Below are 25,661 nucleotides of genomic sequence, written 5' to 3' on the forward strand. Positions count from 1 at the left end.
GCCGTCCTCGCGCCGCTGGCATAGTCTTCGCGCATGAACCCAGGCCCTTCCGCCCAGGTCGCCACCGCCGCGCTGTCGCCGGCCAGCGAGGCGATCCCCGACTACGTCCTGCAACTCGAGCGCAGCGCCAGCTATCTGCCGGCCGAGCAGATCCCGCTGCTGCGGCGCGCGTGGGAAGTGGGCGCGGCCGCGCACGCCGGGCAGACCCGCAAGTCGGGCGAGCCGTACATCACCCATCCGGTGGCGGTGGCCGGCGTGCTGGCCGAACTGGGCCTGGACGTGGAGGCGCTGATCGCCGCGATCCTGCACGACACCATCGAAGACACGCCACTGACCCGCGCCGAGCTGGCCGCCGAATTCGGCGAAGCGGTCGCCGAACTGGTGGACGGCGTCACCAAGCTGGACAAGCTCAAGTTCCGCGACCGCCAGGAAGCGGCGGCCGAGAGCTTCCGCAAGATGCTGCTGGCGATGTCGCGCGACCTGCGCGTGATCATGATCAAGCTCGCCGACCGCCTGCACAACATGCGCACGCTCGGCGCGCAGAGCGCGGAGGCGCGCAGCCGCATCGCCCGCGAGACGCTGGAGATCTACGCGCCGATCGCCCAGCGCCTGGGCATGAGCCTGATGAAGTCCGAGCTGCAGAACCTCGGCTTCCGCGCGCTGCACCCGTGGCGCCACGCGATCATCGAAAAGCACATCCGCAGCCAGCCGGTGGTGCGCCGCGAGTCGATGGCGCAGGTGGAGGTGCAGCTGTCGCAGCGGCTGGCCAAGGAAGGGCTGGAGCACCGCCTGGTCAGCCGGATCAAGACCCCGTGGAGCATCTACAACAAGATGCGCGACGAGAACAAATCCTTCGACCAGGTGATGGACGTGTTCGGCTTCCGCCTGGTGGTGCGCGGGGTGCCGGACTGCTACCACGCCCTCGGCGCGGTGCACGCCACGTTCAAGCCGCTGGACGCGCGCTTCCGCGACTTCATCGCCATCCCCAAGGCCAACGGCTACCAGTCGCTGCACACGGTGCTGTTCGGGCCCTACGGCTCGCCGATCGAGGTGCAGATCCGCACCGAGGAAATGGACCTGATCGCCGAGCGCGGCGTGGCCGCGCACTGGACCTACAAGTTCGGCGGCGACTCGCCCAACAGCGCGCAGAGCCGCGCGCATGCGTGGATCGTCGAACTGATCGAGTCGCAGCGCGCCGCCGGCTCGTCGCTGGAATTCCTGGACAACGTCAAGGTCGACCTGTTCCCCGACGAGGTCTACCTGTTCACCCCGAAGGGCAAGATCCTGGCGCTGCCGCGCAACTCCACCGCGCTGGACTTCGCCTATGCGGTGCATACCGACGTCGGCAACCGCGCAGTGGCCTCGCGGGTGGACAAGAAGCTGGTGCCGCTGCGCACCAAGCTGGTCAGCGGGCAGACCGTGGAAGTGATCACCGCGCGCTCGGCCACGCCCAAGCCGCAGTGGCTGGAGTTCGTGGTCAGCAGCAAGGCGCGCACCGCGATCCGCCACCAGCTCAAGCAGCTCGAGCACGAGGACGCGGTGCAGCTCGGCCACCGCATGCTCGACCGCGCGTTGGAGGCGATGGACAGTGCGCTGGAGCGGCTGCCGAAGGGACGCCTGGATTCGTTCCTCAGCGAGCACCGCTATCCGCGCCTGGAGGCGCTGCTGGCCGACATCGCGCTGGGCAACTGGATGCCGAACCAGGCCGCGCAGGCGCTGATGGCCTATGCGGAACTGCGCGGCGGCGGCCATTCCAAGCATTCGCAGGAAAAGATCCTGATCAACGGCACCGAGCGCGGCGTGGTCAGCTTCGCCAACTGCTGCCAGCCGATCCCCGGCGACGACATCATGGGCTACCACACCGCCGGCAAGGGCATCGTCGTGCACCGGCTGGACTGCCCGAACCTGGCCGAGCTGCGCAAGTCGCCCGAGCGCTGGGTGCCGATCGGCTGGGACACCAGCGTCATCGGCGACTACGACACCGCGCTGGTGGTGGACGTGGAGAACCGCACCGGCGTGCTGGCGCAACTGGCCGCGGCGATCGCGCAGAGCCAGTCCAACATCGAGCGCGTGGACTACCTGGACCGCGACTTCAACGCCGCGGTGCTGCGCTTCAACATCCAGGTGCGCGACCGCAACCACCTGGCCGAGGTGATGCGCCGGCTGCGGCGGCTGACGGCGGTGCAGAGTGTGCGGCGGCAGTGAGGCCGGGATTGGGGATTCGGGATTGGGGATTGGCAAGGGCGCGGTAGCTGCGCTTGTGCGAGGGGCTTCAGCCCCGACGCCTTACCGATAGCGTTGGGGCTCAAGCCCCTCCTGCAAAGGCGTTTGCGCCGGAGCCTGAAAAAAGGGCCTTTTTGCATCAGGCCGCTTGACAGCGATTTGCCCCACGGCAGCATCCTGCCGTCCCGAGTCCCGAGTCCCGAGTCCCGAGTCCCGAGTCCCGAGTCCCGAGTCCCGAGTCCCGAGTCCCGAGTCCCGAGTCCCGAGTCCCGAGTCCCGAGTCCCGAGTCCCGAGTCCCGAGTCCCGAGTCCCGAGTCCCGAGTCCCGAGTCCCGAGTCCCGAGTCCCGAGTCCCGAGTCCCGAGTCCCAAGTCCCGAGTCCCGAGTCCCGAGTCCCGAGTCCCGAGTCCCGAGTAAAATACCCATTCCCTATTTCCGTTGGAGCCGCCATGTCCCGCCAGATCATCCACACCGAGCAGGCGCCGGCCGCGATCGGGCCGTATTCGCAGGCGGTGCGCGCCGGCAACACGGTGTACTTCTCCGGCCAGATCCCGCTGGACCCGGCCACCGGCGAGATCGTGCCCGGCGACATCGGCGCGCAGGCGCGCCGCGCCTTCGACAACCTCAAGGCGGTGGCCGAGGCGGCCGGCGGTTCGCTCGACCGGATCGTGCGGCTGGGCCTGTACCTGACCGACCTGTCCCAGTTCGCCCAGGTCAACGCGGTGATGCAGGACTATTTCCAGGCGCCGTTCCCCGCGCGTTCCACCATCGAAGTGTCCGGCCTGCCGAAGGGCGCCGGTTTCGAGGTCGATGCGGTGATGGTGCTCGACTGACCGTCGCCCGTGCCGCGCGTGCAGGTTCCGGCGCCGGCGCTGTCGGCGGCAGGCGAGGCGCCGTTGTCGGCGCTGCCGGGCGTCGGCCCCAAGCTCGCCGAGAAGTTCGCCGCGCGCGGCCTGCTGACCCTGCAGGACCTGTGGCTGCACCTGCCGCTGCGCTATGAGGACCGCACCCGGCTGACCCCGGTGGCGGCGCTGCAGCCGGGCATCCCGGCGCAGGTGGAAGTGCGGGTGGAGGCGGTGGACCGCGGTTTCCGCTACCGGCCGATGCTGCGCGTGGCGGTGGCCGACGACTCGCGCGGCACGCTGGTGCTGCGCTTCTTCCAGTTCCGCGCCGCGCAGGTGGCGCAGTTCGCGGTGGGCGCGCGGCTGCGCGCGTTCGGCACGCCCAAGCCCGGCCAGCACGGGCTGGAGATCGTGCATCCGAGCTACCAGATCCTCGGCGGCGACGAAGCCGCCGGCCTGGACGACAGTCTGGACCCGGTGTATCCGGCGGTCGAGGGCATCGGCCCGGCGACGCTGCGCAAGCTGATCGGGCAGGCGCTGGACCGGCTGCCGGCCGAGGCGTCGCTGGAGCTGCTGCCGGCGGCGATGCTGGCCGAACTGGGCCTGCCGTCGCTGCGCAGCGCGCTGCTGGTCGCGCACCGGCCGCCGCCGCAGGCCGACCTGGGCGCGCTCGCCGCCGGCCTGCATCCGGCGCAGCAGCGGCTGGCGTTGGAAGAGCTGCTGGCGCACCACCTGAGCCTGCGCCGCCAGCGCATCGCCCTGCAGCGCCAGCGTTCGCCGTCGCTGCGCGGGCGCGGCCTGCTGGCCAGGCGCCTGCAGCAGTCGCTGCCGTTCCAGCTCACCGGCGCGCAGCAGCGGGTGTTCGCGCAGATCCGCGCCGACCTGGAGAAGCCCTCGCCGATGCTGCGCCTGGTGCAGGGCGACGTCGGCAGCGGCAAGACCGTGGTCGCGGCGCTGGCGGCGATGCTGGCGGTGGACAAGGGCAAGCAGGCGGCGCTGGCGGCGCCGACCGAACTGCTCGCCGAGCAGCACCTGGCGAACCTGCGCGCGTGGCTGGAGCCGCTGGGCATCCGCGTCGCCTGGCTGGCCGGCAAGGTCACCGGCAAGGCGCGCGCCGCGGTGCTGGCGCAGATCGCCTCGGGCGAGGCGCAGGTGGTGGTCGGCACGCACGCGTTGATGCAGGCCGCGGTGGCCTTCCACGACCTGGCCCTGGCCATCGTCGACGAGCAGCACCGCTTCGGCGTGCACCAGCGCCTGGCCTTGCGCGACAAGGGCGCCACCGGCGCCGGCGTGCCGCACCAGCTGGTGATGACCGCCACGCCGATCCCGCGCACGCTGGCGATGGCCGCCTATGCCGACCTGGACGTGTCGGCGATCGACGAACTGCCGCCTGGGCGCACCCCGGTGCAGACCATCGTGCTCAGCGCCGAACGGCGCCCGGAACTGGTGCAGCGCATCCGCGCGGCCTGCGCCGAAGGCCGCCAGGCGTACTGGGTGTGCACCCTGATCGACGAAGCCGAGGAGGGCGACAAGCCGGCGCAGGGGCGGGGCGGCGGGGCGGGCGGCCGCATCGACGCCACCGCCGCGCAGGCCACCTTCGAGGCGCTGTCGGCGCAGCTGCCCGAGCTGAAGGTGGGCCTGGTGCATGGGCGCATGAAGGGCGCCGAGAAGCAGGCGGCGATGCGCGCGTTCAAGCAGGGCGAGATCGACCTGCTGGTCGCCACCACGGTGATCGAGGTCGGCGTCGACGTGCCCAACGCCTCGCTGATGATCATCGAGAACGCCGAGCGCCTGGGCCTGGCGCAGTTGCACCAGTTGCGCGGCCGGGTCGGGCGCGGCGCGGCCGCCTCCAGCTGCGTCCTGATGTACCAGGCGCCGCTGTCGGCGATGGCGCGGCAGCGGCTGCAGACCATGCGCCAGACCAACGACGGTTTCGTCATCGCCGAGAAGGACCTGGAACTGCGCGGCCCCGGCGAACTGCTCGGCACCCGCCAGACCGGCCTGGCTGCGTTCCGCGTCGCCGACCTGGCGCGCGACGCCGGCCTGCTGCCGCGGGTGCACGGGCTGGCCGAGCGGTTGCTGGCCGACTCGCCGGCCCTGGCCGACCGCATCGTCGCGCGCTGGGTGGGCGGCGCGGCGCGGTTCGCGGGGGCGTAGGGCGTAGGGGCCGGGATTCGGGATTCGGGATTCGCAAGGCTGTCGCTTTCACCGATCCCGAATCCCCAATCCCCAATCCCGGCTTTCCACCGCCACGTTGCGGTGCCAGACTCGGCGGCCGAACGGACGAATGAAGAATCGCGCATGAGCGACAAGATTCCCCTGCTGATCGACACCGATCCCGGTGTGGACGATGCCCTGGCCCTGCTGATGGCCTTCGCCGACGACCGCCACGACGTGGTCGGCCTGACCATCGCCGCCGGCAACGTCGGCCTGCAGCACACCGTGCGCAATGCGCTGAAGCTGTGCGAAGTGGCCGGACGCGAGGACGTGCCGGTGTTCGCCGGCTGCGCCGATCCGCTGCTGCATCCGGCGGTGGACGCCGCCCACGTGCACGGCCTGGACGGCTTCGGCGACATCGGCCTGGCGCCGGCGGCGCGCGTTGCCGAGCGCGAGCACGCGGCGCTGGCGATCCTGCGCCTGTCGCACCAGTACGCGGGCGCGCTGCTGCTGGTCGCGCTCGGCCCGCTGACCAACATCGCGCTGGCGCTGAAGCTGGATCCGACCCTGCCGCAGCGGGTGCGCCGCTTCGTGGTGATGGGCGGGGCGATCACCTGCCACGGCAACATCACCCCGGCCGCCGAATTCAACATCGCCTTCGATCCGGAGGCGGCGCATATCGTGTTTTCCGGATTTCCGCACGTCGAGGTCGCCGACTGGGAGGCCACCGTCGCGCACGGCCTGCCGCACCGCGAGGTCGAGCAGTGGCTGGCGGCGGACGCCGACAAGGCGCGCTTCTACGAGCAGATCTCGCGCAAGACCCGGCTGTGGTCGGAGGATTCGCGCGGCGAGCACTGGTATGCCGCCGATGCGCTGGCGATGGCCTGGGCGCTGCAGCCCGACGGCGCGCTGGAGGTGCAGGCGCGGCCGCTGCAGGTCGAGCTGGCCGGGGTGCACAGCCGCGGCGCCACCCTGGTCGACTGGAACCGCCAGCTCGGCCTGGCCGACAACGCGGCGATGCTGATCCGCTACGACCAGGCCCGCTTCCAGGCGCTGGCGCGCGCGGCGGTCGGCGCCGGCTGAAGCCGGGCCTGTCGACCCGGGCCGGCAGCCTGCCCGGGCGTCGACCGGGGGCGGACGCAGGGGATTGCCGGGAAAGTGGCCCCCGGCCGCGGCGCTTTTCCGCGCCGCGGCCGCGGCAGTGCGGATTCGGTGCAGGTTGTTGTTGCGCGAGGGCCAGGGGAGTTGGTATAGTTTCCCTCTTGTCCAGCAGCCCCCTACGGTGCGAGCCCATGAAGGCCGACATCCATCCCCAGTACCGCGACGTCGTGTTCCACGATGTCACCTCCGATTTCAAGATCCTGACCCGTTCGACCATGTCCTCGAAAGAGACGGTCAAGTGGGAGGACGGCGAAGAGTATCCGTTGATCAAGGTCGAAATCTCCTCGGCTTCGCACCCGTTCTACACGGGCAAGCACAAGGTCATCGACACCAGCGGCCGCATCGACAAGTTCCAGAAGCGCTACGCGCGCTGATCGAGCGGTCGAAGTGGTAAGAAGACGGCCGCGCCCTGCGCGGCCGTCTTCGTTTGGCGCCCCCCGATTCGTCGATTCCCGGCATGCAGCGCCGGCGTAGATTCTCCCGTCCCTGCGGCGGCGAGGATGCAACGCTGTGTCGCCGCCGCACCCTCGCTCTACGACTTCAGTACGAGCGACTACTCAAATGTTGCTGTGCGATAATGGCGCGATCCGTGGTAATTGCCGTGGACTTCCTTCACGCGTCTGTTCGCAAAGCACGGGCAGGCGCCTTCCACTGAGGAGCGCACACTGTGTCCGATCTTGATCAGGTCACGCTCAACGCCGGCGACAAGTCGGTCGTTCTGCCGGTACTCAAACCCACCTTGGGCAACGATTGCGTCGACATTTCCAAGTTGACCAAAGAAACCGGTCTGTTCACCTACGACTCGGGCTTCACCGCGACCGCCAGCTGCAAGTCGGCGATCACCTACATCGATGGCGACAACGGCGTGCTGCTGTACCGCGGCTACCCGATCGAGCAGCTGGCCGAGAAGTCCAACTTCCTGGAAGTGGCCTACCTGCTGATGAACGGCGAGCTGCCCACCGCCGACGAATTCAAGAAGTTCGACCATGAAGTGACGCATCACACGATGATGCACGAGTCGCTGAAGAACTTCCTCGGCGGCTTCCGCCACGATGCGCACCCGATGGCGATGATGGCCGGCACCGTGGCCTCGCTGTCGGCGTTCTACCACGACACGCTGGACCTCAACGATCCGGAACAGCGGCGCCTGGCCGCGATCCGCCTGATCGCCAAGGTGCCGACCATCGCCGCCGCGGCGCACCGCTATTCGATCGGCTGGCCGATCCGCTACCCGCGCAACAACCTCGGCTACGTCGAGCGCTTCCTGCACATGATGTTCGAGGTGCCGAGCGAGCAGTTGGAGATGAATCCGGTCGTGGCCAAGGCGCTGGACCTGCTGTTCATCCTGCACGCCGACCACGAGCAGAACGCCTCGACCTCGACCGTGCGCCTGGTCGGTTCCACCGGCGCCAATCCGTACGCCTCGGTCGCCGCCGGCATCACCGCGCTGTGGGGCCCGGCGCATGGCGGCGCCAACGAAGCCGTGCTGAAGATGCTGGAGGAGATCGGCACCGCCGACAACGTCGAGAGCGCCGTGGCCAAGGCCAAGGACAAGAACTCGAGCTTCCGCCTGATGGGCTTCGGCCACCGCGTCTACAAGAACTTCGACCCGCGCGCCAAGATCATCCGCGAGATGACCCACAAGGTGCTGGGCGAACTGGGCGTCAACGATCCGCTGCTGGAAGTGGCGCTGAAGCTGGAAGAGGCCGCGCTGAAGGACGACTACTTCGTGCAGCGCAAGCTGTACCCGAACGTGGACTTCTACTCGGGCATCATCTACAAGGCGCTGAACATCCCGGTGGAGATGTTCACCGTGATGTTCGCCATCGCGCGCACCGCCGGCTGGGTGTCGCATTGGCTGGAGCAGCAGGTCGATCCGGAAATGAAGATCGGCCGTCCGCGCCAGATCTACACCGGCTACGACAAGCGCGACTACAAGGCCGACGGCCAGCGCTGATCGCGCTGCCGCTGGTCCGTTGCAAGAACGCCCCGCTGTGCGGGGCGTTTTTTTTTGCGGCGCGGACCAGGGGCGGTGGTTCCGGCTTCGCTCGTCGCGACTGAAGCCGCTCCCACAGAAGTCGTTGCCGCAGAAGCGCCGCCGCAAGGGCGGCAGCGTCCGTGCCAGGCGCGATCGGCGCCTACAGCTCGGCCGGCGCCTCGGTCTGCACGACCAGCGCGTGGCTGTCGGCGTCGTGCATGCGCGCGATGCCGTCCAGGTCGAGCAGGTAGAAATGGCCGCGATCGGTCAGGAAATGCCAGGCCAGCACCTGGCCGCCGTTGTGTGCGTGGCTGGGATCGCCGGCGGTGACCCCCTCCAGCGTGTGCCCGCTGGCGGCGCACAGGCGGCGGATCAGCTTCATGTAGCGCGGTTCGTTCTCCAGCGCCGCGGCAATGCGCGCGTGGCGATCGGGCAGGGCGGCGGCGCGGCGCTCGACCTCGGCCTGCATCTCCGCGATCGACAGCACCACCAGCTGCGGATGCGCGCGCAGCCAGGCCGAATTCAAGGCGATCAGGTCTTCCTGCTCCGCCAGCGCATGGAACGCGTCGCCATGCCGGTCGAGCGCGTCGCGCGCCGGGTTGTCGCCGAAATAGTCGCCATCCATGAACGCCTGCAGCGTGTCGTCGTCCATCTGCTCCAGCAGTGCGCGGCTGGCCGCGTACAGCGCCGCATGCCGCGGCGCCTGCATCGCCTCCAGCCCGCGCCCGACCTGGTCCAGCACCACCGGGTCGGCATTGCAGTTGTAGACGAACTGGGCGAAGCCGCCGTTTTCCACCTGCGCCACGTAGAAATCAACGTAGTAGCTGCACATCGCCTCGGCGGCGATCTCGTCCGGGCGCAGCCATTGGTCGAGCTGGGCGTTGATGAAGCTGATGTTGGACTGGATCGGCGCGTACGCATCGTCGCTGTCGAAGCTGTTGCGCGAGATGACGATGGCGGTGGACGGGATGGCGGGCATGCAGTGGTCCGTTGGCGGAAGAGGAGGCGCGCAAGATGCGCGGCAAGGCGTCAGCGCCGCTGCTGGTAGTCGGCGATGTCCTGCTCGGTCAGCAGTTGCCGCAGTTGGCTTGCCGAGGCGCGCCGCATCGGCTTTTCGTCGACCTGCGACAGCGGCGCCTGGCGCAGCGCGTCGTAGGGCAGCACGGTGAGGTCGAAGGTCAGTTCCTCGGCGGCGAACAGCCACGCCGGGAATTCCTCGCTGCGTTCGCGGTCCAGGCGCAGCCGGCGCGTGCGCGATTCGGCCGGGATCCGGTGTTCCTCGAGGAAGCGCGCCACCGCGTCCGCGTCGTCGCTGTGCAGGTGCAGCTGCACCGGGCTGTTCGCATCGGCGGTGCCGTCGTGCACCGGGCCGACCAGGCGCGGTGCGAACGCATGCAGGAAGTCCATCGCGCGCAAGGCCGCCTCGCGCCGCAGGCGCAGGCCGCCGGCGTGGTCGGGCCCGGCGAACAGACGCTGGTATTCGCGCAGCGCATCCTCGATCTCGCGGTTGCGCGGCAGCGAGGCGTCGTCGTGGATGCCGAGCCGCTCGGCGGCCTTCAGCTTGGCCTGGTGGAAGTCGCGGATGCCGCCCTCGGCCATCAGCCGGGCGGCTTCGTGGGCCAGCCGCCGGCGGCGTTCGTGCGTGCGGGTCTGGGCATGTTGCCGAGCGTGGTGCATGGGGCCGCCTCCCTCAAAGCCTGCCCCGACTGTACAACAGCGCCGTGACATCGGCATGCAGTGCACCAAGGCGCCGGCAGCGAACATCCCTGGAGCCGCGCCGGCCAAATGCGATGCCGCATCGGAGGGCTGGCGGCATCGCAGCCAGCGCCACCGGTGCCGGGACTCGACGAGTCCCGAGTCCCCGGTTCCGAACCGATCAGAAAATATCGAACGCCGCGTCGTCGGTCTTCTGGTCCTGCAGGCCGTAGTCGAACTCCTGGATGCGATCCATGTCCTCGACCTTGACCCACTCGGTGGCGCCGTTGAGCGAGGCCTGGACCATGCCGGCCGGCGGGTCGTTGCTGGCGATCGGCTTGTCCTTCAGCGCCACGCGCATGTACTCGATCCAGATCGGCAGCGCGGCCTTGCCGCCGTACTCGCGGTAGCCGAGCGAGCGGAAGTCGTCGCGGCCGACCCACACGGTGGTCACGTAGGGGCCGCCGAAGCCGGAGAACCAGGCGTCGCGGTGGTCGTTGGTGGAGCCGGTCTTGCCGCCGACGTCCTCGCGGCCCAGCACCTTGGCCGCGGTGCCGGTGCCGCGCTGGACCACGTCGCGCATCATCGAGACCAGCTGGTAGGCGGTGCGCTCGTCGATCGCGCGCGGCGCCACCTTGGCCTCGGGGTCGGGCGCCGGCGCGGTCTCGGCCGCAGCCGGGGTCGCGGCGGCGGTGGCCGCAGGCTTGGGCGCCGGCGGCGGGGTGGCCGCGCCGAAGTTGAAGCCGTCGACCACCTGGCTGGCCGGGGTGGCGCTGCCGCCGACGCTGCCGCAGCTGCGGCAGGCGGTCGGCGGGTGCTCCTGGAACAGCACGTTGCCGTCGCGGTCGGTGACCTTGTCGATGATCCAGGTGTCCACCCGCGAGCCGCCGTTGGCGAACACCGCGTAGCCGCGCGCCACCGACAGCGGGGTCAGCGAGGCGGTGCCCAGCGACATCGACAGGTTGGGCGGCAGTTCGGCCTCCTGGAAGCCGAACTGGCTGATGTACTTGCGCGCGAAGTCCACGCCGATGCTGTCGAGCAGGCGCACCGAGACCAGATTGCGCGACTGCACCAGCGCCTCGCGCAGGCGCATCGGGCCGCGGAAGCCGCCGCCGTCGTTCTGCGGCGACCAGGTCTTGCCGCGGCGGTCGCGGAACACCACCGGCGCGTCGAGCACGATCGAGGCCGGGTTGAAGCCCTTCTCGAACGCGGCCGCGTACAGGAACGGCTTGAAGCTGGAGCCCGGCTGGCGCCGCGCCTGGGTGGCGCGGTTGAACTTGTTGCCGGCATAGCTGAAGCCGCCGACCAAGGCGCGCAGCGCGCCGTTGTTGGCGTCCAGCGAGACCAGCGCCGACTGCCCGCGCGGCAGCTGGGTGATCTCCCATTCGCCCGGCTTGTCGCCGGCCTGGATCCGCACCAGGTCGCCGCGCTTGAGCAGGGTCGCCGGGCTGCGCCCGGTCCAGCGGCTGGAGGCGGCCGGCAGCACCAGTTCGGTCTTGTTGGCCAGCACCACGGTGGCGCTGCCGTCGCTGCCGGTGGCGGCGACGATGCTCGGCAGCATGCCGCCCTGCGCATTGATGCCGGCCAGGTGGGTGGCCAGCGCGGCCGCGTCGGCGTCGGCGGGCACGTCGAAATGCTGCTCCACGCCGTGCCAGCCGTGGCGCCGGTCGTAGATCACCAGGCCCTGGCGCACCGCGTGGTTGGCCGCGGCCTGCAGTTCGGTGTCGATGGTGGTGGTGACGTGGTAGCCCTTGTCGACCACGTCGCCGCCGAAGCGCGCGATCATTTCCTGGCGCACCAGCTCGGCCACGTACGGCGACTCCACCTCGACCGGGCGCTCGTGCGGGGTCGCGTGCATCGGCACCGCCTTGGCCGCGTCGGCCTCGGCCTGGGTGATGAAGCCCAGCGCGGCCATGCGGCTGAGCACGTAGTTGTCGCGGCGCTGCTTGGCGCGCTCGGGATTGCTGATCGGGTTGCCGCTGGACGGGAACTTGGGGATGCCGGACAGCGAGGCCATCTCGTCCAGGCTCAGTTCGTTGAGCTTCTTGCCGTAGTAGTACTCGGCCGCGGCCGCGACGCCGTAGGCGCGGTTGCCGAAGAAGCTCTTGTTGAGGTACAGCTCGAAGATCTCGTCCTTGCTCAGCTCGGCCTCGATCTTGCGCGCCAGCAGGATCTCGGCCAGCTTGCGGGTATAGCTGTATTCCGAGCTCAGGAAGAACTGGCGGGCGACCTGCTGGGTGATGGTCGAGCCGCCCGGCACGCGCTTGTCGCTGGTGGTGGCCAGCAGCCACACCGCGCGGGCGATGCCTTTGTAGTCGACCCCGCCATGCTGGTAGAAGCGCGCATCCTCGGTGGCCAGGAACGCCTGCTTCAGCCGCTCCGGCACGTCCTTCATGGTGATCGGATAGCGCCGGGTCTCGCCGAACAGCGCCATCAGCTTGCCGTCGCTGGCATAGACGTACATGGGCTCCTGCAGCTCCACCTGGCGCAGCGTCTGCACGTCGGGAAGCTTGGAGGACACGACGTAATACAGCCCGCCGGCGGCGGCGGCTCCGACCAGGACGAGGACGACAAACGTGACCAGCGCCCAGCGCAGCCAACGACGAAAACGGGGCATCGACAGAGATTCCGATTGCAGATTTCTTGGGCGCAGAGTATAGAGTACGCCGGGGAACGGCTGGGGCCGGTTCCGGGGATGCGAAGGGTTTGCCGCCACAGGACATGCCGTGACCGAGATCACGACATGCGGCTGGGTGGTTGCCAATTGCAAAAAATTTGTTATTAATGCGCGGACGCAAGATTGGCGTCCAAGTGCCCGTCGGCAGGGGAAAATCCGTGGGGCTTATCCCAAAGAGTCAGCAACCGCTGATCGGTGTCGATATCAGTTCGACTGCGGTCAAGCTGTTGCAGCTGTCGCGTAGCGGCAACCGGTTCCGCGTAGAGCACTACGCCGTGGAGCCCTTGCCGCCCAACGCCGTGGTCGAGAAGAACATCGTCGAGGTCGAAGCCGTGGGCGAAGCGATTCGCCGCGCCGTGACCCGTTCCGGCACCCGCGCCAAGCATGCCGCGGCGGCGGTGGCCGGCTCGGCGGTGATCACCAAGCTGATCCCGATGCCGGCCGAGCTCGACGAGAACGAGATGGAAGCGCAGGTCGAGCTGGAAGCGGTCAACTACATCCCGTACCCGATCGACGAAGTGAACCTGGACTTCGAGGTGCTGGGCAGCATCCCCAACAACCCGGAGATGGTGCAGGTGCTGCTGGCCGCGTCGCGCTCGGAGAACGTCGAGCTGCGCCAGTCGGCGCTGGAACTCGGCGGCCTGGTCGCCAAGGTCATGGACGTGGAGGCCTTCGCGGTCGAGAACGCGTTCGCGCTGGTGGCCAGCGAACTGCCGGTGGCGGCCGACGGCGTGGTCGCCCTGGTCGACATCGGCGCCACCATGACCACGCTCAACGTGCTGCGCGGCGGGCGCAGCCTGTACAGCCGCGAGCAGGTGTTCGGCGGCAAGCAGCTGACCGACGAAGTGATGCGCCGCTACGGCCTGACCTACGAGGAAGCCGGCATGGCCAAGCGCCAGGGCGGGCTGCCGGAGAGCTACGAGATCGAAGTGCTGGAGCCGTTCAAGGAGGCGACGGTGCAGCAGATCAGCCGCCTGCTGCAGTTCTTCTACGCCGGCAGCGAATTCAACCGGGTCGACCACATCGTGCTGGCCGGCGGTTGCGCCGCCCTGGCCGGGCTGCCGGAGATGGTCGAGGAACAACTGGGCGTGGCGACCGTGGTCGCCAACCCGCTGGCGCAGATGACCCTCGGGCCGAAGGTCCAGGCGCACGCGCTGGCCCAGGACGCGCCGGCGCTGATGATCGCCACCGGCCTGGCTCTGAGGAGCTTCGACTGATGGCAAGAATCAACCTGCTGCCCTGGCGGGCGGAGCGGCGCAAGCAGCGCGAGCGCGAGTTCTACTCGATGCTGGGCTTGGCCGCATTGGCCGGGGTGCTGCTGGCGGCGCTGATCTGGTTCTACTACGACCGCCAGATCACCGGGCAGAACGAGCGCAACGCCTATCTGCAGACCGAGATCGAGAAGGTCCAGGCGCAGAACAAGGAAATCGACAAGCTCGACGAGCAGAAGCGGCGCCTGCTGGCGCGCAAGCGCGTGATCGAGGAACTGCAGGCCAAGCGCTCGCAGATGGTGCACCTGTTCGACTCGCTGGTGCGCACCATCCCCGACGGCGTGGTGTTGACCGCGGTCAAGCAGGAAGGCGACATCCTGACCCTGGAAGGACGCTCGCAATCCAACGCGCGGGTCAGCGCCTACATGCGCAACCTCGAAGGCTCGGGCTGGATGACCAATCCGGAGCTGTCGGTGATCGAGGCCAAGGCGCAGGACAAGGACGTCAAGGGGCCGATCGTCGACGCCAAGGCCTTGCCGTACGTGTTCACGCTGAAGGTCAAGCTGCCGGTGCCGGGCGACGCCGCCGAAGCGGTGCCGGGCACTGGTACGCCGGCGCCCGGCACGCCTGCCGCGCCGCCCGCAGCAGGAGCCCCCGCAACGCCGGCGCCCGCTGCCCCGTCCACGCCCGCTGCACCGACCGCACCCGCGACGCCGCCGGCCGCCCCGCCGGCCGCGCCTGCCGCCACGCCAGCGCAACAGGGACCGGCGTCATGAGCAAGAAAGTCAACCTGAAAGACCTGGACTTCAACAACATCGGCAACTGGCCGCAGCAGGCCAAGATCGGTTTCTGCGTGCTGCTCGCGCTGTTCATCCTGATCCTGTCGTGGTTCCTGCTGATCAGCGACAAGCGCGACGAGCTGGGCTCGCTGGAGCAGAAGGAAACCGAGCTGCGCGCCTCGTTCGAGAAGGAGCAGAGCCGCGCGGTCAACCTGCAGCCGCTGAAGCAGCAACTGGCGCAGATGGAGCAGGTGCTGCAGCAGATGCTGCGGCAGCTGCCGAGCAGGACCGAGATGCCGGACCTGATCATCGACATCTCGCAGACCGCGCTGTCCAGCGGCCTGGCCAACGAGCTGTTCCAGCCGGGGCCGGAGTCGCCGAAGGAGTTCTACGCGGAGAAGCCGATCGCGCTGCGCATGGTCGGCAGCTACCACCAGTTCGGCGCCTTCGTCAGTGGCGTGGCGTCGCTGCCGCGGGTGGTGATCCTGACCATGCACGACATCAATCTCCAGCCCAAGGACAAGAGGGCCGGGATCACCACGCGCGGCGAGCTGGAACTGTCCGGCACGGTCAAGACCTATCGCTACCTGGACGACAAGGAAATGGCGGACCAGGAGAAGGCGGCGGCCGCGGCGAAGAAGGCTTCCAAGCAAGGCGGTGGCGCATGAAGCGGCGGACCAGGGCATTGCAGTGCTTGGCCGGGCTGGCGCTGGTGGCGTTGCTCGGCGGCTGTGGCCGCGACGTGACCAGCACGCCGGGCGATGCGCCGAACCTGGAGAACTGGGTGAAGGAAGTGCGCGCGCGGCCGGCGCAGCCGCTGGAGCCGTTGCCGGTGATGCAGCAGTTCGAGACCTTCGAATATGCGGCGCAGGGCCTGCGCGATCCCTTCAGCGATGCCTGGACCAACCCGGACGGCAACAACGGCCTGCGCCCGGATCCGAACCGGCGCAAGGAACCGCTGGAGCAGTTCCCGCTGGACAGCCTGAACATGGTCGGCACGCTGGGCAACGGCGCGGGCCTGGTGGCACTGGTGATGGCGCCGGACAAGGTGACCTACCGGGTCCGGCCCGGCATCTACATGGGGCAGAGCGATGGCCGCGTGACCGGGGTGCACGAGGATCGCATCGATTTGATTGAACTGGTGCCGGATGGCGCTGGCGGTTGGCTGGAACGTCCGGCCGCCGTGGCGCTGGACGATCAATGATTGATTATGGGGATAGCACGATGACTTTTTCCAAAGCCCTGAGCCTGCGTCCCATCCGGCGCCACGCGACGGTGCGGCTATGCGCATTGGGGTTGGCGGCGATGCTGGGGAGCTCGGCCGTGATGGGTGCTGCGCTGGCGGCGACGCCGGCACCGGGTCCGGCGCTGGCCGCGCCGCAGGCGCCGGCCAAGCTCGCGGTGTCGAAGATCGATTTCAAGCGCGGCGACGGCGACGCGGGGCGGCTGATCCTGCACTTCAGCGGCGCCGGCGCCAGCCCCGACCTGCGCACCCAGGGCAACACCGTTGTGGTCGACGTCGGCAACGCGTCGCTGCCGGCGGAGCTGCAGCGTCCGCTCAACGTCACCGATTTCGCCACGCCGGTACAGCGCATCGACGCCAAGCCGTACGCCGGCGGCGCGCAGCTGGTGCTGAGCACCAACGGCGCGTTCGAGTCGCTGGCCTACCAGTCCGGCAACGAGTACGTGGTGGAGATCTCGCCGCGGACCTCGGCGCCGGCAGTGGGCGCGGTCAGCGCGGCCACGGTCAGCCAGGCGGCGGCGCAGGTCGCCGCGCGCGGCTACAGCGGCCGCCCGGTGACGTTCAACTTCCAGGACGTGCCGGTGCGCACCGTGCTGCAGCTGATCGCCGAGGAATCCAACCTCAACATCGTCGCCTCCGACACCGTGCAGGGCAACGTCACCCTGCGCCTGGTCAACGTGCCGTGGGACCAGGCGCTGGACATCGTGCTGCGCGCCAAGGGCCTGGACAAGCGCCGCGACGGCGCCGTGGTCTGGGTCGCGCCGCAGCAGGAACTGGCCAAGTTCGAGCAGGACAAGGAAGACGCGCGCATCGCGATCGAGAACCGCGAGGACCTGGCCACCGACTACATCCAGATCAACTACCACAGCGCCAACACCATCTTCAAAGCGCTGACCGAGGCCAAGGGCATCGGTGGCGGTTCCGGTGGCGGCGGTGGCGGTGGTAGTGGTGGCAGCGGCCAGACCGACAACGGCTTCCTGTCGCCGCGCGGCCGCATCGTCGCCGACGAACGCACCAACACGCTGATGATCAGCGACATCCCGAAGAAGATCGCGCAGATGCGCGAGCTGATCAACGTGATCGACCGTCCGGTCGACCAGGTGCTGATCGAGGGCCGCATCGTCATCGCCACCGACACCTTCGCCCGCGACCTGGGCGCCAAGTTCGGCATCGGCGGCACCCATACCTACGGCGACAACACCGCCACCGTCGGCAGTGGCGCGACCGGCGGCGGCGCCGCGGCCACGCGCGGGCTCAATGTCGACCTCGGCGGCACCACCTTCACCAACGCGACGACGCTGCCGAGCCTGGCCTATACCCTGCTCGGATCGAACTTCAACCTGGACCTGGAGCTGTCGGCGCTGCAGGAAGAGGGCCGTGGCGAGGTGATCTCCAACCCGCGCATCGTGACCTCCAACCAGCGCGAGGCGGTGATCAAGCAGGGCAAGGAAATCGGCTACGTCACCATCACCGGCGGCACCGCCGGTACCGCGGCGACGCCGAACGTGCAGTTCAAGGAAGTGTTGCTGGAACTGAAGGTCACCCCGACCATCACCGACGACAACCGCGTCTTCCTGAACATGAACGTGAAGAAGGACGAAGTCGACCAGTACCGCGTGCTCGAAGGCTACGGCACCATCCCGGAAATCAACCGCCGCGAAATCAACACCGCGGTGCTGGTGGACGACGGCCAGACCGTGGTGATCGGCGGCGTGTACGAGTTCACCGACCGCAACAGCATTTCCAAGGTGCCGTTCCTGGGCGACATCCCGTTCCTGGGCAATCTGTTCAAGAAGCGCGGCCGCAGCAAGAGCAAGGCCGAGCTGCTGATCTTCGTGACCCCGAAGGTGATGCGCGTGGCCAAGCGGGCGCCGGCCGCGGGCTGATCCAGGTCTGCTGAAGTACCGTTGCGCTGACGAGACGGGAGAGGCATTGGCTTCTCCCGTCTTCGTTTTGGGGCGGCGGATGAGGAAAATCTGAATTCGCGGCCGATTCCTGGCGCAGGGGCAGAACCATTTCACCGCCGATAGGTCAAACTCGGCGCATGAACACCACGCCCTCGAGCTTCGATCCTTCTCCCGCCGCGTCCGAGCAGCAGCGTTTGCACGCGGCCTTCCTTGCCCTGCGCGACGGCCTGTCCGCGACCATCGTCGGCCAGTCCGCGCTGGTGGAGCGGCTGCTGATCGCGCTGCTCGCCGACGGCCATCTGCTGGTCGAAGGTGCGCCCGGTCTGGCCAAGACCACCGCGATCCGCGCGCTGGCGGCGCGGCTGGAAGCGGAGTTCGCCCGCGTCCAGTTCACCCCCGACCTGCTGCCGGCCGACCTGACCGGGACCGAGGTGTGGCGGCCGCAGGAGAGCCGCTTCGAGTTCCTGCCCGGGCCGATCTTCCATCCCATCCTGCTCGCCGACGAGATCAACCGCGCGCCGGCGAAGGTGCAGTCGGCGCTGCTCGAGGCGATGGGCGAGCGCCAGGTCACCGTTGGCCGTCACACCTATGCGCTGCCGAAGCTGTTCCTGGTGATGGCGACGCAGAACCCGATCGAGCAGGAAGGCACCTTCCCGCTGCCGGAGGCGCAGCTGGACCGGTTCCTGATGCACGTGCGGATCGGCTATCCGGAAGCCGCCGCCGAAGCCGAGATCCTGCGCCTGGCGCGCGAGCGCGCCCGCGAGACCCTGGAGCACGGCGAGGCGGCGCCGCCGCGCCTGCCGCTGGAGGACGTGTTCGCCGCGCGGCGCGCGGTGCTGTCGCTGCACATGGCGCCGCCGCTGGAGCGCTATCTGATCGAACTGGTGCTGGCCTCGCGCGATGCCAGCGGCTACGACCCGGCGCTGGCGCGGCGCATCGCCTGGGGAGCCAGCCCGCGCGGCTCGATCGCGCTGGAGCGCTGCGCGCGCGCGCGCGCCTGGCTGGCGGGCCGCGACTTCGTGACCCCGGACGACGTGCGCGCGGTCGCGCCGGACGTGCTGCGCCATCGCGTGCTGCCCAGCTACGAGGCCACGGCCGAGGGCTGGGACGGCGATCGCCTGGTCGCCGCGCTGCTGGACAAGGTGCCGCCGCCTTGACCGAGCGGCAGCGCGAACGGGAACGGCGGCGGGGCCGGGCACGAGCGTGTCGCGCCGGCCTGCGCCGTGCCGGCGCCGCCGCGCCGCGGGCGAGGTAGCGCGATGGCCGTGCAGACGATGCCGCCGCAGGCGCCACGCGCCGACGGCGTGCGCCCGACCCTGGCCGAGCTGGTGGCGCTGCGCGCGGCCGTGGCGCGGGTGCCGCCGCCGCGGCGCGGCCGTCACGGCCTCAGCGGCAGCGCGCCGGCGGCGCAGCGCGGCCGCGGCATGGAGTACGCCGAGTCGCGCGAGTACGTGGCCGGCGACGACGTGCGCCACATCGACTGGCGGCTCACCGCGCGCAGCGGCCGCACCCATACCAAGCTGTTCCAGGCCGAGCGCGAGCGGCTCAGCCTGATCGTGGCCGATACCGCGCCGACGCTGTATTTCGGCACCCGCGTGCGCTTCAAGTCGGTGCAGGCGGCACGCGCCGGCGCGGTCGCGGCCTGGACCGCGCAGCGCCAGGGCGACCGCCTGGCCGCGTTGCGCGGCAGCCGCAGCGAAGCACCGGTGCCGCCGGCGGCCGGACCGCGCGGCGCGTTGCGCGTGCTCGACGCGCTGGCGCGCTGGTATGCGCAGCCGCCGCAGGACGACGCCGGCCTCGGCGTGGCGCTGGAGCACGCGGCCAAGCTGCTGCGGCCGGGTTCGCGACTGGTGGTGCTGGCCGACCCGGGCAGCGCCAACGCGATTCCTGCGGCGCGCTGGGCCGGGCTGGCGCTGCACAACGACGTGGTACTGCTGTTGTTAGCCGACGCGCTGGAACTACAGCCGCCGCGCGCGGCGCTGCCGTTCTGGAGCGGCGGTCGCCGGGTGGAAGTCGATCTGCTGGCGGCGAGCGCGCACCAGCGCTGGCACGAACAGTTCGTCGCACCGCTGGAAACCCTGGCCGCCGAACTGCCCGGCCGCGGCGTGCAGGTGCGCGTGCTGCGCAGCGATGCGGCCAGCGAATCCTGGCTGCTGCCGGCGCCGGGCGGGAGCGCGGCGCGATGACCCCGCAACAGCTGCCGCTGCGCGACGTGCACCTGCCGCCGGCGCCGCCGTGGTGGCCGCCGGCACCGGGCTGGTGGCTGCTGGGCGCGGCGCTGCTGCTGGCGCTGGGCGTCGCGTTCGGCCTGTGGGCGTGGCGGCGCGCGCGGCTGCGCCGCTGGCAGCGCCAGTTCGACGCGGCGCTGGCCGGCGGCGATGCGCCGGCGCAGGTGGCGGCGGTATCGGAACTGCTGCGCCGCGCGGCGCGCCGCCGCGACCCCGCCGCCGCGGCCTTGCAGGGCGAGCCGTGGCTGCGCTTCCTCGACGGCGGCAAGCGCCAGGATTTCTCCGCCGGACCGGGCCGGGTGCTGCTCGACGGCGGCTATCGGCGCGCATTGGACCATGCGCACCTGCAGGCCTTGCTGCCGCTGGCGCGGCGCCGCTTCCTCGAGCTGATGGGCGGGCGCTGAGCATGGCGGCGGTCGGCATGTTCTCGCAGCATTGGCAGAGCCTCAGCGACCTGCTGGCCGGCTTCGCCTGGCCGTGGATGTGGCTGGCGATGCCGCTGCCGCTGCTGGCGCGGCTGCTGCTGCCGGCGCGGCGCGGCAGCGCGCCGGCCCTGCGCGTGCCGTACGGCGCGCAGTTGCAGGCGGTGGCAGCGGCGCCCGCGCGCGGCGGCCTGTGGCGCGTCGGCCTGTGGCTGGCATGGCTGGCTTGGTTCTGCCTGTGCGGCGCGGCGGCGCGGCCGCTGCAGTTGGGCGAGCCGATCGCGCCGCCGCAGCAGGCGCGGCAGCTGATGCTGGCGGTGGACCTGTCCGGCAGCATGAGCGAGCCGGACATGACCCTGGGCGGACGCGTGGTGGACCGGCTGACCGCGGCCAAGGCGGTGCTGGCCGACTTCCTCGACCGCCGCGACGGCGACCGCATCGGGCTGCTGGTGTTCGGCCAGCAGGCGTATGCGCTGACGCCGCTGACCGCCGACTTGGCCACGGTGCGCGACCAGCTGCGCGACAGCGTGGTCGGCCTGGCCGGGCGCGAGACCGCGCTGGGCGATGCGATCGCGCTGTCGGTCAAGCGCCTGCGCGAACAGCCGCAGGGCGACCGGGTGCTGATCGTGCTGACCGACGGCGTCAACACCGCCGGCGTGCTGGAGCCGGCCAAGGCGGCAGAACTGGCCAAGGCCGAACACGTGCGCGTGTACACGATCGCCTTCGGCGGCGCCGGCGGCTATTCGCTGTTCGGCTTGCCGATTCCCGCCGGCGGCGGCGACGACCAGGTCGACGAGGACACCTTGCGCAAGATCGCGCAGGACACCGGCGGCCGCTTCTTCCGCGCCCGCGACACCGACGAACTGGTCTCGATCTACGCCGAGCTGGAGCGGCTGGAACCGGTGCGTTCGGCCGGGCCGGCGGTGCGCCCGCGCATCGAGCGCTACGCCTGGCCGCTGGCGGCGGCGCTGCTGCTGGGACTGCTCTCCTTCGTGTGGCCATGGAGGCGGCAATGAACGCCGTGCTCGGGTTCCTGGACGCGCTGCACCTGCTGCGCCCGCAGTGGCTGTGGGCGCTGCTGTTGCTGCCGCTGCTGGGCTGGAGCTGGCTGCGCCGGCGCCGGCGCCGCAACGTGTGGCGGCGCGCGGTGGACGCGCACCTGCTGCCGCATCTGCTGGCGAAGGAAGACGGCCGGCGGTCGCTGTCCGGGCTGTGGCTGGCCGCGCTCGGCTACACGCTGGCGGTGCTGGCGCTGTCCGGGCCGAGCTGGCGCCAGGAACAGCAGCCGCTGTGGCAGTCGCGCACGCCGTTGGTGATCGCGCTGGACCTGTCGCCGCGGATCGAGGCCGGCGACCTGCCGCCCTCGCGGCTGCTGCAGGCGCGCGCCAAGCTGGCGGCGCTGCTGCGCGCGCGCGCCGGCGGCGAAGTCGCGCTGCTGGCCTACGCCGGCGAGCCCTACACCGTCGCGCCGCTGACCGACGACGCGGCCAACGTGGCCTTGTTCCTGGACGCGCTGTCGCCGCAGGTGATGCCGGTGCCCGGGCAGCGCAGCGACCTGGCCATCGACTGGGCGGCGCAGTTGCTGCGCCAGGCCGGTTTCACCCGCGGCGACATCCTGCTGCTCAGCGACCAGGCCGACGCGCAGGCGCAACAGGCCGCGGCGCGCGCGGCCGCGCAGGGTTACCGCGTGTCGGCACTGGGGCTGGGAACCGCGCAGGGCGCGGCGTATCGCGACGGCCAGGGCGGGGTCGGCCACGCGCAGCTGGATGCCGGTGCGCTGCGCGCGCTGGCCGCCGCCGGCAACGGCCGCTACGCCGCGCTGGCGCCCAACGATGCCGACCTGCGCGCGCTGGGCGTGCTGCAACCGGCGCAGCAGCAGGACGCGACGGCCGCCGGCGCGGACGGCGGCCGGGTCTGGCTGGACCAGGGCTACTGGCTGTTGCCGCCGCTGTTGCTGCTGGCGCTGTTCGCATTCCGCCGTCGCGGTGGCGCCGCGCTGCTGCTGGTGTTGCTGTTGCCGCTGGCGATGCCGCCGCCGGCGCATGCGGCGGCCGGCGGCGCGGACGGCGCCGCTGCCGGCGGCAACTGGTGGCGGCGTCCCGACCAGGTGCGCCAGCAGCGCCTGGACGCGGGCGTACAGGCCTATCGCAAGGGCGATTTCGCCGCCGCGCAGCAACAGTTCGAAGGCATCGACAGCGACCAGGGCTGGTACAACCTGGGCAATGCGCTGGCCCGCCAGGGCCGCTACGACGAGGCGATCGACGCCTACGACAAGGCGCTGCAGCAGCATCCGCAGATGGCCGATGCCATCGCCAACCGCGCTGCCGTCGATGCCGCGCGCAAGCGCCAGTCCGGGCAGAACCCCTCCGGGCAGAACAAGCCCGGGCAGCAGGGCAAGCCGCAGCAGAACCAGAAGGGCCAGCCGCAGCCGGGCGCAGGCGGCGCGCCCAACAACGGCCAGGACCCGGCGCAGGCCAAGGCGCCGCCGCAGTCCGGTGCGCAGGGCCAGCCGGGGCAGAAGGACGGGCAGTCGCCGTCGCCGGCATCGCCGAAGGACGCACAGCCGCCGGCGCCGCCGAAGCCGGGCGATGCGCAGGCGCAGCAGCAGGCCGATGCGGCGCAACGCCAGCAGATGCAGCAGGCGATGGCGGCGCAGCAGGGCGCGGCGGGCAAGCAGGCGGCCGCGCGCGCCGCCGCGGCCGCGGCGGAAACCCCGCAGCAGCGCGAACAGCGCCAGGCGGTGGAGGCCTGGCTGCGGCGGGTGCCGGACGATCCGGGCAACCTGCTGCGCGCCAAATTCAAGCTCGAACACGAACGCAGGCAGCGGGAAGGACCATGATCGAACGCACGCAACGCCGCTGGCGCGGGTCCGCCACGCCGATGCGGCCGGCAAGACGGGCGCTGTCGGCCACGCTGATGCTGTTGGCCGCGCTGGCGCTGCCGGCCGCGGCCGCCACCCGCGCGTGGCTGGACCGCGACAGCATCGGCGCCGGCGAGAGCGTCACCCTCAACATCGAGACCGACCAGGGCCTGGCGACGCCGGAGTATGCGCCGCTGCGCGCGCAGTTCGCGCTCAGCGACGAGGTCAACAGCCGGCAGATGCAGGTGGTCAACGGCCAGGTCACCGCGAAGTCGCTGTTCGGCGTGGCGCTGACGCCGCGCAGCACCGGCACGCTGGAGATCCCGTCGCTGCGGGTCGGCAACGAGCGCACCGCACCGCTGCGGCTGCAGGTCGGCGCGGCCGCACCGGCGCCGGCCGGCAGCACCCGTGCCGGCGATCCGGCGCAGATCGGCGACGCCGACGTGTTCGTGCAGACCGTCGCCGACGACGCGCAGCCGTACGTGCAGCAGAGCGTCGGCGTGGTGGTGCGGCTGTACCTGGGGGTGCCGCTGAGCTCGGGCGAACTGGACCTGGATCCGCCCACCGGCGCGGCGCTGCAGCGCATCGGCGACGACGTCCAGAGCCGGCGCGAGATCGACGGGCGCATGTTCACCATCGTCGAGCGCCGCTTCCTGCTGGTGCCCGAGCGCAGCGGTCCGCTGACCCTGCCCGGGGCGCGCTTCAGCGGACGCGGCCCCAGCGGCTTCTTCGACGACTATTTCGGCCGTGGCGGCGACCTCAGCGCGCGCAGCGCGGCGCAGACGCTGCAGGTGCGCGCGCAACCGGCCAACGCGCCGCAGCCGTGGTTGCCGCTGCACGACCTGCGCCTGCGCTACACCGCCACGCCGCAGCGCGCGGCGGTGGGCGAGGCGGCCGACATCGTGGTCGAGGCCAACGCGCGCGGCGCCACCCAGGCGCAGTTCCCGGAACTGCCCACGCCCAGCGTCGATGGCGCGCAGGTGTTCGCCGAGCCGCCGCAGTTCGACGAGAAGTTCGTCGACGGCAGCCCGCAACTGAAGATCACCCGGCGCTATTCGATCGTGCCGCAGGCCGCGGGGCCGTTGCGCGTGAGCGGGCTGCGCATGCCGTGGTGGGACGTGGCCGCGGGCAACGCGCGCGAGGCCACCTTGCCCGACCTGACCCTGCAGGTGCTGCCTGGGCGCAGCGCGCCGGCAGCGCCAGCGGCGCCGGCCAGCGCGCCGACACCGAGTGCGGAGGCGGCGCCGGCCGGCAATGCGGTGACGCCGACCCAGGCCGGATCCGGATGGCGCGGTTCGGTGCCGCTGTGGATGGCGCTCGCCGCGCTGTTCGCACTGCTGTGGCTGGCGACGCTGGTCTGGGCCTGGCGCCGCAGTCGCGGTGCGCGCGCGCCGGCGGCGGTGGCGGCCGTGTACGCGCCGGCGTCCGCTGCGCCACGTTCGCGCTACGGTCTGCCCGACCTGCGCAAGGCGCTGGATGCCGGTGGTCTGGACGAGGTCGCGGCGATCCTGTGCGCGCAGGCCGGCGTCGCCGACCTCGATGCGCTGCTGGCCCGGCTGGACGACCCGGCGCAGCGCGAGGCGGTGCTGCGCATGCAGCGCGCGCGCTGGGGCGGCGCCGGCGACGTGTCCGGCGCCCGCGCCGCGCTGCGCGCCGCGTTCTGGGCCGGGCCGCGCTGGCGCGACGCGCCGCGCAAGCCCTCCAACGACGAACTGCCGCCGTTGTATCCGCGCGACGCATGAGGCGGCGCGCGGCCGCGCGGGCACATCGAGGGAAACGGATGCGTCGCGCGGCGCATCCGTTGCGTCAGTCGAAGAACCGCATCCCTGCGTACGGGTTGACCCGGCACGCCGCCAGCCGCGACTGCAGATCGCCGACATGCGCCTCCAGGCGGTGGCCGTCGGGATCGAGGAAGTACACCGAATCGCCCTCGCTGGCGTCCTGCTTCCACAGCGGTACGCCCTGCGCATGCAGGCGTTGCGCGAACTCGGCGAACGCCTGCTGGGCGATGGAGAACGCGTAGTGGGTGTAGTCCGGCAGCGATGGCGGGCGGCGTTGCGGGTCCAGTGACAGGCACAGCCACAGCGTGCCCAGGGTCAGGTAAGCGCCGCGATCCCAGCACGCCTTCGGCGCGAACCCCAGCGTGTCGCGGTAGAACGCGAGGCTGCGCGGCAGGTCGTGCACGGCGAGGGTGAGATGGTTGAGACCGGTCAGCATGGCGGATTCTGCGCAGTGGACGACATGGCCGAACTCTAGAGCATGGGCCGGCGCTGCCGCA

At 70.7% G+C, this 25,661-nt stretch carries 21 protein-coding genes; 17 read left to right on the plus strand and 4 right to left on the minus strand.

Features of this window, described 5'->3' with window-relative positions; genetic code table 11:
- Window positions 1–33: 33 nt before the first annotated feature.
- The 6 genes from OCJ37_RS04540 to OCJ37_RS04565 all read left to right on the plus strand — a co-directional run bounded on the left by OCJ37_RS04540 (window position 34) and on the right by OCJ37_RS04565 (window position 8,340).
- The gene (locus tag OCJ37_RS04540) at window positions 34–2,205 is read left to right on the plus strand and encodes a RelA/SpoT family protein (protein WP_263112506.1); all 2,172 of its coding nucleotides are present in this window, start codon (window positions 34–36) and stop codon (window positions 2,203–2,205) included.
- Between the two features lie 467 nt (window positions 2,206–2,672).
- Entirely contained in the window at window positions 2,673–3,056 is a 384-nt protein-coding gene (locus OCJ37_RS04545) for a RidA family protein (protein ID WP_206236211.1), read from the plus strand.
- Between the two features lie 9 nt (window positions 3,057–3,065).
- Window positions 3,066–5,222, plus strand: a complete 2,157-nt coding sequence (gene recG, locus OCJ37_RS04550) for an ATP-dependent DNA helicase RecG (protein WP_263112507.1) — start codon at window positions 3,066–3,068, stop codon at window positions 5,220–5,222.
- 144 nt (window positions 5,223–5,366) lie between these two features.
- On the plus strand, window positions 5,367–6,305 hold the full coding sequence (locus OCJ37_RS04555; protein ID WP_263112508.1) for a nucleoside hydrolase: 939 nt from the start codon (window positions 5,367–5,369) through the stop codon (window positions 6,303–6,305).
- Window positions 6,306–6,514: 209 nt separating this feature from the next.
- Window positions 6,515–6,757 (plus strand): type B 50S ribosomal protein L31, encoded by a 243-nt coding sequence (locus OCJ37_RS04560; protein WP_010341537.1) that lies wholly within the window; start codon window positions 6,515–6,517, stop codon window positions 6,755–6,757.
- Window positions 6,758–7,050: 293 nt separating this feature from the next.
- Window positions 7,051–8,340 carry a citrate synthase gene (locus OCJ37_RS04565; RefSeq protein WP_184411971.1) on the plus strand — a complete coding sequence of 430 codons (1,290 nt, stop codon included), beginning with the start codon at window positions 7,051–7,053 and terminating at the stop codon, window positions 8,338–8,340.
- A 181-nt stretch (window positions 8,341–8,521) separates the two neighbouring features.
- On the opposite strand, the gene OCJ37_RS04570 is transcribed toward OCJ37_RS04565, so the two are convergent.
- From OCJ37_RS04570 to OCJ37_RS04580, 3 genes are all read right to left on the minus strand, one after another.
- Window positions 8,522–9,340 (minus strand): DMP19 family protein, encoded by an 819-nt coding sequence (locus tag OCJ37_RS04570; RefSeq protein ID WP_263112509.1) that lies wholly within the window; start codon window positions 9,338–9,340, stop codon window positions 8,522–8,524.
- 50 nt (window positions 9,341–9,390) lie between these two features.
- Window positions 9,391–10,038 carry a hypothetical protein gene (locus OCJ37_RS04575; RefSeq protein ID WP_263112510.1) on the minus strand — a complete coding sequence of 216 codons (648 nt, stop codon included), beginning with the start codon at window positions 10,036–10,038 and terminating at the stop codon, window positions 9,391–9,393.
- A 199-nt stretch (window positions 10,039–10,237) separates the two neighbouring features.
- Window positions 10,238–12,673 carry a penicillin-binding protein 1A gene (locus OCJ37_RS04580; protein ID WP_263112511.1) on the minus strand — a complete coding sequence of 812 codons (2,436 nt, stop codon included), beginning with the start codon at window positions 12,671–12,673 and terminating at the stop codon, window positions 10,238–10,240.
- A gap of 218 nt (window positions 12,674–12,891) precedes the next feature.
- Here OCJ37_RS04580 and OCJ37_RS04585 point away from each other — a divergent pair, with 218 nt between their 5' ends.
- The 11 genes from OCJ37_RS04585 (at window position 12,892) to OCJ37_RS04635 (ending at window position 25,125) form a co-directional block, all read left to right on the plus strand.
- The gene (locus tag OCJ37_RS04585) at window positions 12,892–13,950 is read left to right on the plus strand and encodes a pilus assembly protein PilM (RefSeq protein ID WP_343237551.1); all 1,059 of its coding nucleotides are present in this window, start codon (window positions 12,892–12,894) and stop codon (window positions 13,948–13,950) included.
- On the plus strand, window positions 13,950–14,720 hold the full coding sequence (locus tag OCJ37_RS04590) for a PilN domain-containing protein (protein ID WP_263112512.1): 771 nt from the start codon (window positions 13,950–13,952) through the stop codon (window positions 14,718–14,720). Before OCJ37_RS04585 ends, OCJ37_RS04590 begins: the two co-directional genes overlap by 1 nt.
- The gene (locus tag OCJ37_RS04595) at window positions 14,717–15,391 is read left to right on the plus strand and encodes a type IV pilus inner membrane component PilO (protein ID WP_263112513.1); all 675 of its coding nucleotides are present in this window, start codon (window positions 14,717–14,719) and stop codon (window positions 15,389–15,391) included. The genes OCJ37_RS04590 and OCJ37_RS04595 overlap by 4 nt, the downstream gene beginning before the upstream one ends.
- Complete coding sequence (locus OCJ37_RS04600) at window positions 15,388–15,927, plus strand: pilus assembly protein PilP (RefSeq protein WP_263112514.1); 540 nt, start codon at window positions 15,388–15,390, stop codon at window positions 15,925–15,927. Before OCJ37_RS04595 ends, OCJ37_RS04600 begins: the two co-directional genes overlap by 4 nt.
- A 20-nt stretch (window positions 15,928–15,947) precedes the next feature.
- A complete protein-coding gene (locus OCJ37_RS04605; RefSeq protein WP_263112515.1) occupies window positions 15,948–17,852 on the plus strand; it encodes a type IV pilus secretin PilQ in 1,905 nt (634 codons plus the stop codon).
- A gap of 158 nt (window positions 17,853–18,010) precedes the next feature.
- Window positions 18,011–19,030 (plus strand): AAA family ATPase, encoded by a 1,020-nt coding sequence (locus OCJ37_RS04610; protein ID WP_263112516.1) that lies wholly within the window; start codon window positions 18,011–18,013, stop codon window positions 19,028–19,030.
- 102 nt (window positions 19,031–19,132) lie between these two features.
- Complete coding sequence (locus OCJ37_RS04615; RefSeq protein WP_263112517.1) at window positions 19,133–20,059, plus strand: DUF58 domain-containing protein; 927 nt, start codon at window positions 19,133–19,135, stop codon at window positions 20,057–20,059.
- Window positions 20,056–20,505: a DUF4381 family protein gene (locus OCJ37_RS04620; protein WP_263112518.1), complete on the plus strand. Its 450-nt coding sequence runs from the start codon at window positions 20,056–20,058 to the stop codon at window positions 20,503–20,505. The genes OCJ37_RS04615 and OCJ37_RS04620 overlap by 4 nt, the downstream gene beginning before the upstream one ends.
- A 17-nt stretch (window positions 20,506–20,522) precedes the next feature.
- Window positions 20,523–21,539, plus strand: a complete 1,017-nt coding sequence (locus OCJ37_RS04625) for a vWA domain-containing protein (protein ID WP_263112519.1) — start codon at window positions 20,523–20,525, stop codon at window positions 21,537–21,539.
- Window positions 21,536–23,362, plus strand: a complete 1,827-nt coding sequence (locus OCJ37_RS04630) for a tetratricopeptide repeat protein (protein ID WP_263112520.1) — start codon at window positions 21,536–21,538, stop codon at window positions 23,360–23,362. Before OCJ37_RS04625 ends, OCJ37_RS04630 begins: the two co-directional genes overlap by 4 nt.
- A 41-nt stretch (window positions 23,363–23,403) precedes the next feature.
- Window positions 23,404–25,125, plus strand: a complete 1,722-nt coding sequence (locus OCJ37_RS04635) for a BatD family protein (protein WP_263113584.1) — start codon at window positions 23,404–23,406, stop codon at window positions 25,123–25,125.
- Window positions 25,126–25,189: 64 nt separating this feature from the next.
- On the opposite strand, the gene fos is transcribed toward OCJ37_RS04635, so the two are convergent.
- Window positions 25,190–25,600: a fosfomycin resistance glutathione transferase gene (gene fos, locus OCJ37_RS04640; protein ID WP_263112521.1), complete on the minus strand. Its 411-nt coding sequence runs from the start codon at window positions 25,598–25,600 to the stop codon at window positions 25,190–25,192.
- Window positions 25,601–25,661: the final 61 nt, after the last annotated feature.

This window comes from Xanthomonas sp. AM6 (genome assembly GCF_025665335.1).
In the GTDB taxonomy this organism is placed as follows: Bacteria; Pseudomonadota; Gammaproteobacteria; order Xanthomonadales; family Xanthomonadaceae; genus Xanthomonas_A.